18 protein-coding genes are annotated in these 16,813 nt (G+C 75.1%); 11 read left to right on the plus strand and 7 right to left on the minus strand.

What is annotated here, in order from left to right; translation table 11 throughout:
• Positions 1 to 41: 41 nt before the first annotated feature.
• Together JXZ78_RS24520 and JXZ78_RS24525 are read right to left on the minus strand one after the other, a co-directional pair.
• Positions 42 to 992 (minus strand): SDR family oxidoreductase, encoded by a 951-nt coding sequence (locus JXZ78_RS24520; protein WP_030023994.1) that lies wholly within the window; start codon positions 990 to 992, stop codon positions 42 to 44.
• Positions 982 to 1,935: an SDR family oxidoreductase gene (locus tag JXZ78_RS24525; RefSeq protein WP_238783345.1), complete on the minus strand. Its 954-nt coding sequence runs from the start codon at positions 1,933 to 1,935 to the stop codon at positions 982 to 984. The genes JXZ78_RS24520 and JXZ78_RS24525 overlap by 11 nt, the downstream gene beginning before the upstream one ends.
• Before the next feature lie 98 nt (positions 1,936 to 2,033).
• Between JXZ78_RS24525 and JXZ78_RS24530 the strand changes: the two genes are divergently transcribed.
• The 5 genes from JXZ78_RS24530 to JXZ78_RS24550 all read left to right on the plus strand — a co-directional run bounded on the left by JXZ78_RS24530 (position 2,034) and on the right by JXZ78_RS24550 (position 6,251).
• Positions 2,034 to 2,924 carry an enoyl-CoA hydratase family protein gene (locus JXZ78_RS24530; protein WP_078624613.1) on the plus strand — a complete coding sequence of 297 codons (891 nt, stop codon included), beginning with the start codon at positions 2,034 to 2,036 and terminating at the stop codon, positions 2,922 to 2,924.
• Positions 2,921 to 3,892, plus strand: a complete 972-nt coding sequence (locus tag JXZ78_RS24535) for a CoA transferase subunit A (RefSeq protein WP_372498440.1) — start codon at positions 2,921 to 2,923, stop codon at positions 3,890 to 3,892. The genes JXZ78_RS24530 and JXZ78_RS24535 overlap by 4 nt, the downstream gene beginning before the upstream one ends.
• Positions 3,889 to 4,683, plus strand: coding sequence for a CoA-transferase subunit beta (locus JXZ78_RS24540; RefSeq protein WP_030023987.1), 795 nt, complete (start codon positions 3,889 to 3,891; stop codon positions 4,681 to 4,683). Before JXZ78_RS24535 ends, JXZ78_RS24540 begins: the two co-directional genes overlap by 4 nt.
• A complete protein-coding gene (locus JXZ78_RS24545; RefSeq protein ID WP_030023986.1) occupies positions 4,680 to 5,744 on the plus strand; it encodes an NAD(P)H-dependent flavin oxidoreductase in 1,065 nt (354 codons plus the stop codon). Before JXZ78_RS24540 ends, JXZ78_RS24545 begins: the two co-directional genes overlap by 4 nt.
• Positions 5,745 to 5,939: 195 nt before the next feature.
• Entirely contained in the window at positions 5,940 to 6,251 is a 312-nt protein-coding gene (locus JXZ78_RS24550) for a hypothetical protein (protein ID WP_030023985.1), read from the plus strand.
• Positions 6,252 to 6,318: 67 nt separating this feature from the next.
• Here the strand turns inward: JXZ78_RS24550 and JXZ78_RS24555 are convergent, their stop codons facing one another.
• The 3 genes from JXZ78_RS24555 to JXZ78_RS24565 form a co-directional block, all read right to left on the minus strand.
• Positions 6,319 to 7,476: an acetyl-CoA C-acetyltransferase gene (locus JXZ78_RS24555; RefSeq protein WP_030023984.1), complete on the minus strand. Its 1,158-nt coding sequence runs from the start codon at positions 7,474 to 7,476 to the stop codon at positions 6,319 to 6,321.
• Between the two features lie 62 nt (positions 7,477 to 7,538).
• Complete coding sequence (locus tag JXZ78_RS24560) at positions 7,539 to 8,165, minus strand: TetR/AcrR family transcriptional regulator (RefSeq protein ID WP_033039706.1); 627 nt, start codon at positions 8,163 to 8,165, stop codon at positions 7,539 to 7,541.
• A 22-nt stretch (positions 8,166 to 8,187) separates the two neighbouring features.
• Positions 8,188 to 9,000 carry an SDR family oxidoreductase gene (locus tag JXZ78_RS24565; protein ID WP_030023982.1) on the minus strand — a complete coding sequence of 271 codons (813 nt, stop codon included), beginning with the start codon at positions 8,998 to 9,000 and terminating at the stop codon, positions 8,188 to 8,190.
• Positions 9,001 to 9,079: 79 nt separating this feature from the next.
• Between JXZ78_RS24565 and JXZ78_RS24570 the strand changes: the two genes are divergently transcribed.
• The 5 genes from JXZ78_RS24570 to JXZ78_RS24590 all read left to right on the plus strand — a co-directional run bounded on the left by JXZ78_RS24570 (position 9,080) and on the right by JXZ78_RS24590 (position 14,927).
• The gene (locus tag JXZ78_RS24570; RefSeq protein WP_030023981.1) at positions 9,080 to 10,291 is read left to right on the plus strand and encodes an acyl-CoA dehydrogenase family protein; all 1,212 of its coding nucleotides are present in this window, start codon (positions 9,080 to 9,082) and stop codon (positions 10,289 to 10,291) included.
• 26 nt (positions 10,292 to 10,317) lie between these two features.
• On the plus strand, positions 10,318 to 11,397 hold the full coding sequence (locus JXZ78_RS24575; protein WP_030023980.1) for an acyl-CoA dehydrogenase family protein: 1,080 nt from the start codon (positions 10,318 to 10,320) through the stop codon (positions 11,395 to 11,397).
• A 59-nt stretch (positions 11,398 to 11,456) separates the two neighbouring features.
• A complete protein-coding gene (locus JXZ78_RS24580) occupies positions 11,457 to 13,301 on the plus strand; it encodes an FUSC family protein (RefSeq protein ID WP_033039705.1) in 1,845 nt (614 codons plus the stop codon).
• Between the two features lie 198 nt (positions 13,302 to 13,499).
• Positions 13,500 to 14,006, plus strand: a complete 507-nt coding sequence (locus JXZ78_RS24585; RefSeq protein ID WP_030023978.1) for a MarR family winged helix-turn-helix transcriptional regulator — start codon at positions 13,500 to 13,502, stop codon at positions 14,004 to 14,006.
• A gap of 186 nt (positions 14,007 to 14,192) precedes the next feature.
• Positions 14,193 to 14,927: a class I SAM-dependent methyltransferase gene (locus tag JXZ78_RS24590; RefSeq protein ID WP_050502953.1), complete on the plus strand. Its 735-nt coding sequence runs from the start codon at positions 14,193 to 14,195 to the stop codon at positions 14,925 to 14,927.
• Positions 14,928 to 14,969: 42 nt separating this feature from the next.
• Here the strand turns inward: JXZ78_RS24590 and JXZ78_RS24595 are convergent, their stop codons facing one another.
• Positions 14,970 to 16,112, minus strand: coding sequence for a WD40/YVTN/BNR-like repeat-containing protein (locus tag JXZ78_RS24595; protein WP_106968911.1), 1,143 nt, complete (start codon positions 16,110 to 16,112; stop codon positions 14,970 to 14,972).
• 183 nt (positions 16,113 to 16,295) lie between these two features.
• Here JXZ78_RS24595 and JXZ78_RS24600 point away from each other — a divergent pair, with 183 nt between their 5' ends.
• The gene (locus tag JXZ78_RS24600; RefSeq protein WP_030023975.1) at positions 16,296 to 16,610 is read left to right on the plus strand and encodes a GNAT family N-acetyltransferase; all 315 of its coding nucleotides are present in this window, start codon (positions 16,296 to 16,298) and stop codon (positions 16,608 to 16,610) included.
• 13 nt (positions 16,611 to 16,623) lie between these two features.
• Here JXZ78_RS24600 and JXZ78_RS24605 read toward each other — a convergent pair.
• Positions 16,624 to 16,813 (minus strand): hypothetical protein (locus JXZ78_RS24605; RefSeq protein ID WP_238783346.1); only part of this gene is annotated, 190 nt, incomplete at its 5' end.

The raw sequence follows: 16,813 nt of genomic DNA on the forward strand, positions 1-16,813 counted from the left end.
CCCACCGTACCCAGCGATCACCGGGTGACACGGCCGCCAACCTACCCCGACGCCCCGTACACCGGTTCCGGTGCCACCGCCTCGGCGAGCAGCCTGCGTACCGTGTCGCCCGCCTCGGTCGGGGTGAAGCGGGTCTGACGGTCGGTGGTGGGGCCCGGGCGCCAGCCCTCCATGACCGTGATGCGTCCGCCTTCGGCCGCGAAGACCCGGCCGGTGACGCCCTCGGAGGCTGTGGAGCCGAGCCAGACGACGAGTGGAGAGACGTTCTCGGGGGCCATCGCGTCGAAGGTGCCGTCCGCCGGTGCCGCCATGGTCTCGGCGAAGGTCCGTTCGGTCATCCGGGTACGGGCGGCCGGGGCGACGGCGTTGACCTGTACGCCGTACCGGCCCAGCTCGGCGGCGGCCACGAGGGTGAGGCCGAGGATGCCCGCCTTGGCGGCCGAGTAGTTGGCCTGGCCGATGCTGCCCAGCAGGCCCGCTCCCGAACTGGTGTTGATGACGCGGGCCTGCGGCGGAGGGCCCGCCTTGGCCTGCGCGCGCCAGTGCGCCGCCGCGTGCTGGAGTGGCAGGAAGTGACCCTTGAGGTGGACGCGCAGGACGGTGTCCCACTCGTCCTCCGCCAGGTTCACCAGCATCCGGTCACGTACGAAGCCCGCGTTGTTGACCAGGGTGTCCAGACGTCCGTACGTACCCAGCGCGGTGGCGACGATCGAGGCGGCTCCGGTGGGCGTGGCGACGTCACCGCCGTGGGCGACCGCCTCGCCGCCCGCCGCGCGGATCTCCGCGGCCACCGCGTCGGCGGGGCCGCCCGCCTCCTCGTCCGGGGTGCCGTCCGGCCGTACCCCCAGGTCGTTGACGACGACCCGGGCGCCTTCGGCGGCGAAGGCCAGGGCATGGGCGCGTCCGAGGCCGCGGCCCGCGCCGGTGACGGCGACCACGCGGCCGGCGCAGAGACCGGCGGCGGCGCTTCCGGTCGGGTGGTCATCGGTCATCGCTGCCCTCCGGGTCGACGGTGGCGGCCGTACCCGTACCGGCAGCCGGGGGTGGGGGTGGGGGTGATGCGGATGGGAACGGGGGCGCGGGCGGGCGTGGGTCCGGTGCACCGGGAGGCCGTCCGGCCGCCTTCGGGAAGGCCGGTTGTCCTGCCGCCTCCGGAGAAGCCGGTCGTCCGGCCGCCTCCAGGAAAGCCGGCCGTTCGCCGCCGCCGTGGACGGTCAGGCTCGCTCCGCTCACGTAGGCGCACCGGTCACCGGCGAGGAAGGCGCAGAGTTCACCGATCTCGTCGGGGGTCGCGAGCCTGCCCAGCGGGACGGTACGGCCGACGGCGGCGAGGCCGGCCTCGTCGCCGTAGTGCAGGTGGGAGAGTTCGGTGCGGACCATGCCGACGACGAGGGTGTTGACGCGGATGTGCGGCGCCCATTCGACGGCCATGGTGCGGGCGAGGTTCTCCAGGCCCGCCTTCGCGGCTCCGTAGGCGGCGGTGCCGGGTGACGGGCGGGTGCCGCTGACGCTGCCGATCATGATGATCGAGCCGCCGGCCGGCTGCCGCGCCATGACGGCCCGTGCGGCGAGGGAGGCGGTCAGCGGGGCGACGAGGTTCAGTTCGACGACCCGGGCGGCCTGCCGCGGCGAGGAGTCGTCGAGGAGCCGGTACGGGGTGCCGCCCGCGTTGTTGACGAGGATGTCGAGGCGTCCGTGGCGGGCCCGTACCCGGTCGAAGCAGGCGGCGACCGCGTCGGGGTCGCGCACGTCCACCCGCTCGTAGGCGGCGGCGCGCCCGTCCGCCGCCGTGACCGGCCGTTCCGGCGGGCGGCGGGCGCAGGCGACGACCTCGGCTCCGGCCGCCAGCAGGGCCCGGACGATTCCGGCGCCGACGCCCCGGGTGCCGCCCGTGACGACCGCGACACGCCCCGACAGGTCGATGTCGAACGCCAAAAGGCCACCTCCGCCCTCCCGTTGGGGGCATCGCGCTGCTACCTTCTCAAACAGCCTGCACCTAACAAACGTTTGGTGGAAAGGTAGCTGATCCGCCCATGGGTGTCTCCACCACCGTCACCGTGTCCCGCCCCGAGGACGGCACCGCGCTCGTCACCGTCGACCGGCCGCCGGTCAACGCCCTGCCCGTACAGGACTGGTTCGACCTGGCCGACGCGGTACGTGCGGCCGGCCGCGACCCCGGCGTCCGCTGTGTGGTGCTCGCCGCGGCGGGCCGCGGCTTCAACGCGGGCGTGGACATCAAGGAGATGCGGCGGACGCCGGGGCACGCCGCGCTGCTCGGCGCCAACCGGGGCTGTTACGAGGCGTTCGCGGCCGTCTACGACTGCGAGGTGCCGGTCGTCGCCGCTGTACAGGGCCACTGTCTCGGCGGCGGCATCGGCCTGGTGGGCAACGCGGACGCGATCGTGGCGAGTGACGACGCGACGTTCGGCCTGCCCGAACTGGACCGCGGCGCGCTCGGCGCGGCCACCCACCTCGCCCGGCTCGTCCCGCCGCACCTGATGCGCACCCTCTACTACACCTCGCGCACCACGACCGCCGCCGAACTTCACCGGCACGGTTCGGTCTGGGCCGTGGTACCGCGCGACGAGGTACTTCCGGCGGCGCTGGCGCTGGCCGGGGAGATCGCCGCGAAGGACGGGTACCTGCTGCGGCTGGCCAAGGCCGCCATCAACGGCATCGACCCGGTCGACGTGCACCGCAGCTACCGCTTCGAACAGGGCTTCACGTTCGAGGCCAACCTCAGCGGCGTCGCCGACCGGCACCGGGACGCCTTCGCGCGGAGGAACGCGCCAGCCGACGGCCCGGAGCACGGACGACACGCCGACACACCCGGATCCGACACACCCGGACCCGACACATCCGGAGCTGACACACCCGGAGTCGACACACCCGGAGCTGACACTCCCGGGGAGGAGCAGAGGTGAGCGACAAGAGGATGACCGCCGACGGCGTGGTGTCCCGGCTGGAGAGCGGAATGACGCTCGGGATCGGCGGCTGGGGATCGCGCCGCAAGCCGATGGCGCTCGTCCGCGCCCTGCTGCGCTCCGGTCTGACGGATCTCACGGTGGTCTCCTGCGGCGGGCCCGACGTTGGCCTGCTGGCGGCCGCCGGAAAGATCCGCCGGCTGGTCACGCCCTTCGTCACGCTGGACTCGGTCCCCCTGGAGCCGCACTTCCGCGCGGCCCGCGAGCGCGGCGCCCTGGAACTGACCGAGCTGGACGAGGCGATGTTCCTGTGGGGGCTGACCGCGGCGGGCCAGCGGCTGCCGTTCATGCCGGTACGGGCCGGTCTCGGCTCCGACGTGCTGCGGGTCAACCCCCAGCTCCGTACGGTCGTCTCGCCGTACGCGGACGGCGAGGTGCTGGCCGCCGCCCCGGCGCTGCGGCTGGACGCGGCGCTGGTGCACCTCAACCGGGCGGACGCGCGGGGCAACGCCCAGTACCTGGGGCCCGACCCGTACTTCGACGACCTCTTCTGCGAGGCGGCGGACGCGGCGTACGTCTCGTGCGAGCGGATCGTGGACGGCGCGGAGCTGGCGCGGGCGGGCTGCCCGCAGACGCTGCTGGTCAGCCGGATGTTCGTCAGCGGTGTCGTGGAGGCGCCGTACGGAGCGCACTTCACTTCCTGTGTGCCGGACTACGGGCGGGACGAGGCGTTCCAGCGGGCGTACGTCCGGGCGGCGGCGGACCCGGGCACCTGGGCGGCGTTCGTCAAGCGCTTCCTGTCGGGCGGCGAGGACGACTACCGGGCGGCGGTGGCGGCCTTCACCGAAGAGACCGAGGCCGCAGAGGTCGAACGGGCCCCACAGGTCGAACGGGCCCCACAGGCCGAACGGGCCGAACAGGCCGAAGCCGCCCGGAAGACCGAGAAGAACGCGAAGGGTCGCCGATGACCGCCGACAGCGGCTCCGCGGCCGTCACCCGCGCCGAGTACTGCGTGATCGCCTGCGCCGAGGTGTGGCGCGGCGCGGGCGAGGTGCTCGCCTCCCCCATGGGCACGGTTCCCGCCCTCGGCGCACGGCTGGCGAAGCTGACCTTCTCCCCCGACCTCCTGCTGACGGACGGCGAGGCGCTGCTCGTCGACGGCGAACCGGCGGCTGGAGCGGCGGGCGCGCCGCCCACGGTGACCGAGGGCTGGCTGCCGTACCGCCGGCATCTGGCGCTGGTCGCCACCGGCCGCCGGCACGTCATGATGGGCGCGAGCCAGATCGACCGGTACGGCAACCAGAACATCTCCTGCATCGGGGACTGGGCCCGCCCGTCCCGGCAGTTGCTCGGCGTGCGGGGCGCTCCGGCCAACACGCTCAACCACCCGACCAGCTACTGGGTGCCGAAGCACTCGCCGCGGATCTTCGTCGAGCGGGTCGACATGGTGTGCGGCGTCGGGTACGACCGGGCCGCGGCGGCCGGGCCGTCCGCCGCCCGCTACCACCGCGTCCCGGAGGTCGTCAGCGACCTCGGCGTGTTCGACTTCGACACGCCCGGCCACACCATGCGCATCCGGTCGCTGCACCCCGGCGTACGGCTGGACGACGTCCGCGCGGCCACCGGGTTCGAGCTGTCCGTACCGGACGGCGGTGTGCCGTGCACGCGCGCGCCGGACGCCGCCGAGCTGCGGCTGATCCGTGAGACCGTCGACCCGGGCGGGCTGCGCGACCGCGAGGTGCCGCCGTGCGGCCGCTGACCACCGCGCTCACCGAGCTGACCGGCGTCCGCCACCCCGTCGTCCAGACCGGCATGGGGTGGGTCGCCGGGCCGCGCCTGGTCTCCGCCACCGCCGAGGCGGGGGCGCTCGGCATCCTGGCATCCGCCACCATGTCGGCCGGGCAGCTGCGGGCCGCCGTCCGCGAGGTCGCCTCCCGTACGGACCGGCCCTTCGGCGTCAATCTGCGCGCGGACGCCGGAGACGCGGCCGAGCGGGTGCGCATCATCGTCGAGGAGGGCGTACGGGTCGCCTCGTTCGCCCTGGCGCCCTCGCGGGAGCTGATCGCCCGCCTCAAGGACGCGGGAGTCGTCGTCCTGCCGACGGTGGGGGCGCGGCGGCACGCGGAGAAGGTCGCCGCGTGGGGTGCGGACGCGGTGATCGTGCAGGGCACGGAGGGCGGCGGGCACACCGGTGAGGTGGCGACCACCGTGCTGTTGCCGCAGGTCGTGGACGCGGTGGACATCCCGGTCGTGGCGGCCGGGGGCTTCCACGACGGGCGCGGGCTGGTCGCCGCCCTGGCCTTCGGGGCGGCCGGCGTGGCCATGGGTACGCGTTTCCTGCTCACGTCGGACAGCACCGTCCCGGAGGCGGTCAAGGCGCGCTACCTGGCGGCCTCGGTCGGGGACGTCACCGTGACGCGTGCGGTGGACGGGCTGCCGCACCGGATGCTGCGGACGGACCTGGTGGCCGCCCTCGAACGGTCCGGGCGCCCGGCGGCGCTGCTGCGGGCCGTGCGGCACGCGGCGGCGTTCCGGAAGCAGGCGGGGACGGGCTGGGCCCGTACGGTACGGGACGGGTTGGCGATGAAGCGGGGCGCCGGGCTGACCTGGAGCCAGGTGCTGCTGGCCGCCAACACGCCGATGATGCTGCGGGCCGCGCTGGTGGAGGGCCGTACGGACGCCGGGGTGATGGCGTCCGGGCAGGTGGCCGGGGTCATCGAGGACCTGCCGTCGTGCGCGGAGCTGGTCGGCCGGATCATGGCCGAGGCGACGGCGACGCTGGACGGGCTGGGGCGGCTGGAGCGGGACGGCGCGGGGTGAACAGGCCGGACGGGCCGGACGATCCGTCCGGGACGGCCGGTCCGAGCAGGCGGAGGTGATCCGGGCGAGCGGCCCGCCCGGCTCGAAACGGGACCCGAACACCGGTCCGGATTCCGTCGCACTACGGTGGAGTCCGACCACTGAAGGCCGCCCCGGCTCCCGCCGCGGGCGGAGGTTTCCATCGGGGGAGATCACATGCGTAAGTTCCTCGCCACGGCCGTCGCGGTGACGGCACTCAGCACGACACTGGGCCTGGCCTCGGCCTCACAGGCCGCGGCGGCCCCGCGGGCGCCGCAGTGCGCCAAGGTGATGAAGTACTTCACCAAGGACCACAAGCGGTACGTCCGCCTGAAGAACCTCTGCGCGCAGCGCACGGCCTGCTACACCATCGTCGTACCGGCGCGGCCCGCCGTGAACGGCCGACTGCCCAAGGCCGCGACGAAGGACGTCCGGTACGGCACGGACCGGGGCCCGCGCGCCCTGTACGTGAAGAACCGGGCCTGCTGACACCGGGCCGGGAGCCGGGCCCGAAGCCCGGCGCCGGCCGGTTCCCGGCCCCGGTTCCCGGCCCGCCTCACAGCCGTTCGATCACGGTCACATTGGCCTGGCCGCCGCCCTCGCACATCGTCTGGAGGCCGTAGCGTCCGCCGGTGCGCTCCAGCTCGTGCAGCAGGGTGGTCATGAGCTTGCAGCCGGTCGCGCCGAGCGGATGGCCGAGGGCGATGGCGCCGCCGTTGACGTTGACCCGGGCGGGGTCGGCGCCGGTCTCCTCCAGCCAGGCCAGGACCACCGGCGCGAACGCCTCGTTGATCTCCACCAGGTCGATGGCGTCGATGGTCAGCCCGGTCTTCTTCAGCGCGTGCGCGGTGGCCGGGATCGGCGCTGACAGCATGCGGACCGGGTCCTCGCCGCGTACGGACAGGTGGTGGACGCGGGCGCGCGGGGTCAGCCCGTGGTCCCGTACGGCCTGCTCGCTCGCCAGCAGCAGGGCCGCGGCGCCGTCGGACACCTGGGAGGAGACGGCGGCGGTGAGCCGGCCGCCGGACACCACGGGCGCGAGCGCGGCCATCTTCGCCGCCGAGGTGTCACGCCGCGGGCCCTCGTCGGCCGTCACGTCCCCGTACGGAACCAGCTCGCGCGCGAAGCGCCCCGTATCGGCGGCGTGTACGGCCCGCCGGTGCGAGCGCAGCGCGTACTCCTCCATGTCCGTACGGGAGATGTTCCACTGTTCCGCGATCAGTTCGGCGCCGTGGAACTGGTCCACCGGCTGGTCGCCGTACCGGGCGCGCCAGCCGGTACTGCCCGCGAACGGCCCCTCGGTCAGCCCGAGCGGTTCGGCGGCCCGGCGGCTCGCGAAGGCGATGGGGATCATCGACATGTTCTGGGTGCCGCCCGCGACGACCAGGTCCTGGGTGCCGGAGAGCACGGCCTGCGCGGCGAAGTGGACGGCCTGCTGGGAGGAGCCGCACTGCCGGTCGACGGTGACGCCCGGCACCTCCTCGGGGAGCCCGGCCGCCAGCCAGCTGGTGCGGGCGATGTCACCGGCCTGCGGGCCGACGGCGTCCAGGCAGCCGAAGACCACGTCGTCCACGGCGGCCGGATCCACGCCCGTGCGCGCCATCAGCGCTTTCAGTACGTGCGCGCCGAGGTCGGCCGGGTGCGCGGCGGCGAGCCCGCCGCCGCGCCTGCCGACCGGAGTGCGCAGCGCGTCGATGATGTAGGCCTCTGCCATGCCGGCTCCTCGGTCGTCGGGGCGGGCGGAGCGTGCGGGGTGCGATGTGCGGTACGGGGGCGTCAGTCCCGTACCGCGATGCCGTCCAGCACCATCGACAGGTACTGGCGGGCGATCTCCTCCGGGCCGTGGTGCCCGCCCGGCCGGTACCAGCTCGCCGCCACCCAGACGGTGTCACGGACGAACCGGTAGGTGAGCCGGACGTCGAGGTCGGGGCGGAAGACGCCGTCGGCGACGCCGCGTTCCAGAGTGCCGAGCCACGCCTTCTCGAACTTCTGCTGGGAGTCGGCGAGATAGCCGAAGCGGGGCCGCCCGGCGAGCTGCTTGGCCTCCTTCTGGTAGATGGCCACGGCAGGGCGGTGCCGGTCGATCTCCCGGAAAGACTCGGTGACCAGCGCCTCGATGGTCTCCCGGGGGCCGAGCCCGGCGGCGAACACCGCGTCGTACCCGGCCCACAGTTCGCCCAGGAAGGTGCTGAGGATCTCGTCCAGCATCGACTCCTTGGAGTCGAAGTGGTAGTAGAGGCTGCCCGCGAGCAGTCCGGCTTCGTCCGCGATCCGGCGTACGGTCGTGGCGTCGTAGCCGTGGGCGGCGAACACCTCGGCCGCGGTGGCGAGCAGTTCGCGGCGGCGGGCGGGCGAGGGCGGGGTCACGGCGGCCGGTTTCGCGGTCTTCTTTGCGGTGGACACGGGCTCATTGTCCCTCCCCCGGTCACGCGCGCTGACTGCTGACCGGGACCGTCTCGCCGGTCATGTACGAGGCGTAGTCGCTGGCCAGGAAGACGATGACGTTGGCGACCTCCCACGGCTCGGCGGAGCGCCCGAACGCCTCCCGGCCGGTCAGCTCGGTCAGCAGGTCCTCGCCGGTGACCTTCGCCAGGTGCGGGTGGACGGCCAGGCTGGGTGAGACGGCGTTGACCCGGACCCCGTACGCGGCGGCCTCCGCCGCGGCGCAGCGGGTCAGCGCCATCACCCCGGCCTTGGCGGCGGCGTAGTGGGCCTGGCCGCGCTGGGCGCGCCAGCCCATCACCGAGGCGTTGTTGACGACGACGCCGCCCCGGCCGGCCGCGCGCATCCGGCGCAGCGCGGCGCGGGTGCAGCGGAAGGTGCCGTTCAGAGTGACGTCGAGGACGGCGGTCCACTGGTCGTCGGTCATCGCCACCAGGTCGGCGCTGCCGCCGAGTCCGGCGTTGTTGACGACGACGTCCAGCCGCCCGTGCAGCCGTTCGGCGTGCGCGAAGAGGGCGGTGACCTGGGCCTCGTCGGTGACGTCGCAGGGCAGTGCGGCGACCCGTCCGGCGCCGAACTCGGCGGTGAGCGCGATCTCGGACTCCTTCAGGCGCCGGGTGTGCGCGTCGGAGAGGAGGACGTCCGCGCCTTCCTCCAGGAGTCTGCGCGCGGTGGCGCCGCCGATGCCGGTGCCCGCCGCGGCGGTGACGACGGCCGTACGGCCGGTGAGCAGGCCGTGTCCGGGGACGTACGGGGGTGGTGCCGGGTGCGCCGTCGGAGGCTTCTCGGGCGTCATGGCGGTACGCTAACCTACCAAACACTTGTTAGGGAACGGTCCCGCAGGAGCCCGCCGCCACCAGGGAGGCCGCTCGTCGATGGATCTCGAACTCGGCGCGGACGACGAGGAGTTCCGGCGCGCGGCACGGGACTGGCTGACCGCCCGCGTACCCGCCGCACCCCTGCCCTCCCTGGAGACGGCGGAGGGTTTCGCCGCCCACCGCGCGTGGGAGCGCGAACTGCACTCAGGACGCTGGTCGGTGGTGTCCTGGCCCGAGGAGTACGGCGGGCGCGGCGCCTCCCTGGTCCGTTGGCTGCTGTTCGAGGAGGAGTACTACGCAGCACGGGCGCCCGCCCGGGTCTCCCAGAACGGCATCAGCCTGCTCGCCCCCACCCTTTTCGAGCACGGGACGGACGAGCAGCTGGCGCGCGTGCTGCCCGCGATGGCGAGCGGGGCGACCGTCTGGGCGCAGGCGTGGTCCGAGCCCGGCGCCGGTTCCGATCTCGCCGCGCTGCGGTCGGCCGCCGTACGGACCGAGGGCGGCTGGCTGCTGCGCGGGCACAAGACGTGGTCCTCCCGGGCGGCCTTCGCGGACCGGGCCTTCGGGCTGTTCCGCAGCCATCCCGGCGCGGACCGGCCGCACCACGGGCTCACGTATCTGATGTTCGACCTGACCGCGCCGGGCGTGACGGTGCGGCCGATCGGCCGTCTCGACGGGAAGCCGGCCTTCGCCGAGCTGTTCCTGGACGACGTGTTCGTGCCGGACGCGGACGTGATCGGCGAACCGGGCCGGGGCTGGTCGGTCGCGATGAGCACGGCGGGCAACGAGCGGGGGCTGACGCTGCGCAGCCCGGGGCGCTTCACGGCCGCCGCCGCCCGCCTCACCGCCCTGTGGCGGGACATCGCCGACCCCGCCGACACGGCACTGCGCGACCGGGTCGCCGACGCGGTCATCGGCGCCCGCGCCTACCAGCTGGCCGCCTGCGCCCAGGCCGCGCGGATCGCGGCGGGGAGCGCGCCGAAGGCGGCGGGCGGCGCACCGGCGGCAGGACGCGCCGCCCCCGGCGCCGAGGCCAGCCTCACCAAGGTCTTCTGGTCCGAGCTGGACATCGCCCTGCACGAAACCGCGCTCGACCTCCTCGGCCCGTACGGCGAGCTGGCCGCCGACGCCGCCGAGGCACCGGACCACGGGAGCTGGGCCGACGGCTGGATCTTCGCGCTGGCCGGCCCGGTCTACGCCGGGACCAACGAGATCCAGCGCGACATCATCGCCGAACGGCTGCTGGGCCTGCCCAAGGGACGACGCTGAGCCGGACCGGCGAGGGGAGTTGAGGAATGCGGTTCCTCCTGGACGACGAGCAGCGGGACTTCGGGCGGACGCTCGGCCGGTTGCTGGCGGCGGCGGAGACCCCGGCCGCCGTACGGGCCTGGGGTGCCGGAGACCACGCCCCCGGGCGCGCGGTGTGGCGGCGGCTCGGGGAGGCCGGGGTGTTCGGGCTGGCCGTACCGGAGAAGTACGGGGGCTCGGGGTTCCTGCCGGTCGAACTGGTCGTGGCGTACGTCGAGGCGGGGCGGCACGCCGTCCCGGGCCCGCTGGTGGAGACGGCCGCGGCGGCCGCGCTGTTCGGCCGGCTCGACGACCCGGGTCCGGCCGGGCGCCGGCTGCCCGCCATCGCGGCAGGGGACGCGATGATCTCGTACGCGGATCCGGCGCACGGGCCGTACACCCTCGACGCGACGGCCGCCGACGCCGTCTTCCTCACGCACGGCGACACGCTGCGGCGGATCGGCGGGAGCGGGCCGGAACCGGTCCAGCCGTCGGTCGATCCGTCCCGGCGACTGTCCCGGTGCGCGGCGGAGGGCGGGGGCGTCCTGGCGAGCGGACCGGCCGTACGGGCCGCCGCCGCGCACGCCGCGGACACCGCGCGGCTGCTCACCGCGGCGCAGGCGCTCGGCGTCGGCCGGCGGCTGCTGGACGACACCGTGGCGTACGTCAAGCAGCGCACCCAGTTCGGCGTCGCCGTCGGCTCGTTCCAGGCGGTGAAGCACCGGCTGGCGGATGTACTGGTGGCACTGGAGTTCGCCGAGCCGCTCGTCTTCGGAGCCGCGGTGGAACTCGCGGGCGGGACGGCGGGCGGCGGCGCGGACCCGGCCGACGCGGACCCGACCTGCGCGGACCCGGCCGACGCGGGCCCGGCCGACGCGGGCACCGCGATCGCGATGGCGAAGGTGGCCGCGGGCGAGGCCGCCTACGCCGCGGCCCGGGCCGCGCTCCAGTTGCACGGCGCCCTGGGCTACACCGACGAACTGGACCTCTCCTTGTGGATGCGCAAGGCGCGAGCGCTGCGTGGCGCCTGGGGCACACCCGCGGAGTGCCGGGCCCGGGTGCTGGCCTCCCCCACGCCGGGCCGGTGAGCGGGGCGAGCACCCGAAGGCAAATCCTTTACGAGTAAAACACCTGTTAAGCTTTTCGTATGGGGAAACATGCCAGACCGACGGGAAAGCAGGCAGCGGCCCTCTCCGGGGGCGCCGGCGCGGTCCGCGCGCGCCCGCTGCCCCTCAGGAGCACGGTCCTGCTGCGCCGCCCCGTGGACATCTGGCACAAGCCCGCGCTGAGCGCGGTCGTCGCCCTCGGCATCCCCGAGTTCATCCTGTTCGCGCTGGGCCGTCTGGACCTGGTCCTGTACACCTCGGCCGGGGCGATGTGCGCCCTGTACGCGCACGGCCTGCCGTACGCGGCCCGCGCGCGCACGCTGGCGTGGGTGGTGCTCGGCATGGTCGCCAGCCTCGGCGCCGCCCTGACCGCCGCCTCACTCACCACGTCGGTCCCGCTGCTCGTCCTGCTCGCCTCGCTGGTCGCCGCCGTGCACAAGACGGTCTGCGACGCGACGCGCGTCGGGCCGCCAGGAAACCTGATCTTCACCTTCATCTCGGCGTCCGCCTTCTTCGTACCGCAGCGGATCGGCCAGGTTCCCTTCCACCTGTCACTGGCCCTGGGGGCCGGCGCGCTCGCCTGGCTGGTGTGCATGGCCCCCGCGCTGGTCCGGCCGCGCGGGCCGGAGCGGATCGCCACGGCGCGCGCGCTGGAGGCTGCCGCGGCACTGTTGCGTACCAGCCCGGAAACCGGCGGGTCCCCCGCCGCACCCGACCGGGCCCGGCATGCCACCGCCGCCGCCGTGAACGCCGCCTGGCACACGCTCTTCCAGGTCCCGGGCCGCACCCCCGCCGGGGCCGCCGACCGCTCGGGGCTGGAGCGGCTGCTCGTACGGGCCGAGTCGGCCCTCGCCGCGCAAGGGGCCGACGCGGAGGAGGCCGAGCGCTGCACGGCGTGGGCGCGCGACCTGCGCCGCGGCCGGGCGCTGCCGGAGGTCACCCTCACCGGCGCACAGGCCGGCGAGCTGGCCGGAATCGCCGCGGAGCACGCGGACCGCGAAGGACGTACGGGCCGTGCGACGGGACGGGCCGCGGGCCCGGAGCCGCGCCGTCCCGCGCCCGGCCACCCGCACGGCCTCCGCGCCGTGCTCCACCGCCTGGCGCCCGGCTCGCCCCTGCTGCCCATCGGCGCGCGGGTGGCCGCGGGCTGCGCGCTGGCGGGCTGGGGCTCGATGGCGGTCGGCGTCGGCCACCCGTACTGGGCCGTGGTCACCGCCGCCTCCATCTACCAGGCCAACACCACCCTCTCGTGGCAGCGAGCCCTCCAGCGCACCCTCGGCAACCTCCTCGGACTGCTGCTCTTCACCGCGCTGCTGCCGGTCATCCACACCGGCCACCTCGCGATGATCCTGCTGGCGCTCACCTTCCAGTTCTGCGCGGAGGCGAGCATCACCCGCAACTACTGGCTCGGGTCGGTCTGGGTCACCCCGATGGCCCTGCTGCTGACCGAGTTCGGCAGCCATCTGCCCGCCCGGACGCTGGTCACCGACCGCTGGACCGACACCGTCGTGGGCGCGGCCGTGGGCCTGGCCTGCTGCGTCCTGGTCACCAACCGCCGCGCCGCCGACCGCATCGAGGCGGCACTGGACCGGGTGACGGCCGCCGAGGCCGCGGCGCTCCGGCTGCTGGAGGGGGACGGCGGCCCGGAGGCCTCGGGGGCAGACCGGGACCCGGCGGTACGGGAGGACGACGCGCGCGAGACCGGCTGGGCGCGCGACCGCCTGGCCGCCGGCCTGGTCGAGCTGCGGGAGGCGGTGGAGGTGTCGGCCGGCGAGTGGTGGCAGCGCGCCGTCCCCGAGGAGCGCGTCGCCCTGGCCGAGCGGCAGGGGCACCGGACGCTGGCCCGGCTCGTCCGCCGGCTGTCCGCTCCGGCGCTGGCCGCGTAGCCGCGTACCCCGTGGCCGCGTGCCGCTCCCCCACCGCCCGGCCCGTACCCGTACCGCCCCGCCCTGCTGCCGGAAGCGGCACCAGGCAGAATTGGCCGGGCGCGGCGCGGCGCGGGGCCCGTACGGCGGTCCGCGGCACGCCGTACGCGAATCAGGACGCCGACGGGGGCCGGGAGAGCCCGGGAAGAAGAGGTGCGCGTGACCGAGGACATCGTCGCGGGGGTGCTGCGGCAGTGGCAGCAGGTCCATCCGGGACTGGACACCGGCCCGATGGCGGTGATCGGGCGGCTCAACCGCTGCTCCGCGCTGCTCCAGCAGGCGGCCGACGCGCCGCTGCGGCGGGAGGGCCTGACCCGTCCGGAGTTCGACATCCTCGGGACGCTGCGGCGGATGGACCGTGAGCTGACGCCGGGCCGTATCGCGCGGGAGACGTTCGCCTCCGGGGCCGCGGTCACCAAGCGGGTACGGCAGTTGGAGACCCGCGGGCTGGTCGCGCGGCGGCCCGACGAGCGGGACCGGCGGGTCTCGCACCTCTCGCTCACCGACGAGGGCCGCGCGGTCATCGACCGGCTGCTGCCCGAGCAACTGCGCTACGAGGCCGGTCTGCTGGAGGGCATCGACGGCAGGCGGCGGGCCGAACTGTCCGAGGGGCTGGCCGAGTTGCTGGTGCTGCTGGAGGGGCGGCTCGGGAGCCTGCTGGACTGACGGCCGCGAGAGGGGGCGGGTGGGCGAGCAGGACGCCGAGCGGCACGCCGTCCGTTCGCCCGGTGCCTCCCCGGGAACACCCGCCGGCTACGGAATGATGCGTTCCGTAGGCTGCGGGCCTCCCGGGGCCCGCCCCGTCCACCGCCCGCCCGGTCGCCCGGCGACCCGTATTCCCGAGGCAGCGTCATGACTTCCCCCTTCGACGGCATGGCCGCGCTGCACGAGCGCAGCATCGACGAGCTGCCCTTCAGACGGCACATCGAGATGCCCTCCGTCCTCGCCGCGGCGGACGGCGTGGCGGGGCGGCGGGTCCTGGACCTCGGCTGCGGCTCGGGGCACTACGTCCGCTTCTTCGCCCGTAACGGGGCGGGCCGGGTGCTCGGTGTCGACCGGTCGCCCGGGATGATCGCGCACGCCCGGCACCGGGAGGAGGTGGAGCCCCTCGGCGTGTCGTACCGCGTCCTCGACGCGGCGACCACCGACGCCCTCGACGGCGCCTTCGACGTGACCGTGGCCGTCTACGCGCTGTCCCACGCCGCCACCCCGGCGGCGCTCACCCGGCTGTGCGCCGCCGCCCGCGACACGCTCGCCCCGGGCGGCCGCTTCGTGGCCGCCACGCTCAACCCGGATCTGGCGACGGTCCCCCACTACTACCGGCCCTACGGCTTCGACCTCACCGTGGCCGACGCCCACCTGCGGGACGGCGACCCCGTCGGGCTGCACGGCCGGGCCGAGGAGGAGACGTTCCAGGTGACCGCCTACTACTGGTCCCGCGAAGCGCACGAACGGGCCCTGACGGAGGCCGGGTTCACCGACATCGCCTGGCAGCTGCCGCGCACCGCCGCCGAGGGCAGCGCGTCACTGTTCGCGCGCTACCTGGCGGCGCCGCACGTCGTGGCGGTGTCGGCGCGGGTGGCCTGAGGCCGGGAGCGACGGTCTCCGCGCGTCCCCCGGGCCGCTGCGTCACGGCTCCAGGCGGGCGACGCGCCCGTCCTCCCCCGCCGCCCAGCAGCCGAAGTCGGCGGAACAGTCGACGGTGTCGTACGAGCCGCGGTCGAAGGTGTGCCAGGACCGGCCGCCGTCGAGCGTGACGTCGCTGCCCGTCGGCCCGACGGCCAGGGCGACGCGCGTGGTGCGGGGGAACCAGGCCACCCCGGACCGGTAGCGCTTCGGCGGCCGGGCGGACGCCTGCCAGGACGCGCCGCCGTCCGCGCTCACCGCGGCGGCCTTGGGCGAGGGCCTGCCGGTGCGGTGGTCGCCGCCGACCGCGAGCCCGTGCGTACGGTCGCGGAAGGCCAGGCCGAAGACGCCGCGCGCCGGGTCGCCCGCCGGGACCGGCGTCTCGGAGACGGTCCAGCTGCGGCCGCGGTCCGGGGAGTACAGGACGCGGCTCTTCGCCGCGCCGCCGGTGGCGAACCACGCGTCGTACGCGCCGGAGCTGACCAGGCACTGGCCGCTGGCCGCGAAGGACGCCTCGCCGGGCTGGGCGGGCGGCATGCCGCGGGTGGGCAGCACCCGCCAGTTCCGGCCGCCGTCGACGGTGGACAGGATGCGGTAGGCCCCGTCGACCGGGTCGGCCAGCGCGATGCCGTGGCTGCTGTCGAAGAACGTCATGCAGTCGTAGAAGGCGCGCGGGTCGGTGTTGCGGAAGCTCTCGGTCCAGGTGGCGCCGCCGTCGTCCGTACGGAAGACCCGGGACGCCGTGCCCTCGCCGGCCGCCAGCACCACGGCGTGCCGCGCGTCGAACGCCTCGATGTCGCGGAATTCCAGCTTCCCGGCGCCCGGCGGCGAGACGTCCCGCCAGTGGTCGCCGCCGTCGCGGGTGCGCAGCACGGTTCCGCCGGTGCCCGCGACCCAGGCGGTACTGCGGCTCACGGCGGCCAGTCCGCGGAAGCGCGCGTCGCTGTCGCTGTCCTTCTCGTCCCAGCCGCCGCCCAGCACCCCGGACACCGTCAGCGGCCCCGCGGCGGGCCGGGCGTCGGCGGACGGCTGCGCCGACACGGGGGCCGCGCCCGCGACGCCGAGCACCGCGGCGCAGGCCACCGCCCACACTCCGCGCCCGCGTCTCCCGCGCCCCGGCTGTCCTGGCTGTCCCGGCTTCCCCATGACCCTCATGACGCTGGAAGCTAGCCCAGCGGAGACGCCCCGTCCAGGCATTCCCGTACGCGCCTCCGTACGCGCCTCGCCTCGCGCCGGCCCGGCGCCGCTCCTACTGTGCTGAACAGGGGTGCGGAAGCAGCCGGGGGCGAAGCGGGAGGAGACCGCGATGGACCGGCAGGAGATCCGTTCATGAACGCGCCGGCCCCGGTGACGGTGACCGACGACCGCGCCGCGAACCGCTACGAGGCCAGGCTCGGCGGCGAAGTGGCGGGCGTGGCGGCCTATCTGCGTGCCGAGGGACTCATCGCCCTCGTGCACACCGAGGTCGACCCGGTGTACGAGGGCAACGGCGTCGGTTCGGCGCTGACCCGGCACGCGCTGGACGCGGCGCGGACGGACGGGCTGCGGGTGCTGGCCGTGTGCCCGTTCGTCGCGGAGTGGATGGCGCGGCACCCCGAGTACGGCGACCTCGCCTACGAGAACCGCAGCACGGTCACGGACTGAAGCCGCGGCGGCGTCAGCCGATACGGCAGATCCGGACCGGGCCCCAGTGCCAGGTCCAGTGGCAGTGCGCGGGCGGGGTCGGGCCGTGGGTGGGGGTGGGCGAGACCGTCGGAGTGGGGGTGATCGTCGGGAGCGGTGTGCGGGTGGGGGTGGGTACGGGGGTGGGGCTGCCGGTCGGTTCGGGCGTGGGGGTGGGGGGCGGG

The organism is Streptomyces monomycini (assembly GCF_022271435.1).
Taxonomy (GTDB): domain Bacteria; phylum Actinomycetota; class Actinomycetes; order Streptomycetales; family Streptomycetaceae; genus Streptomyces; species Streptomyces monomycini.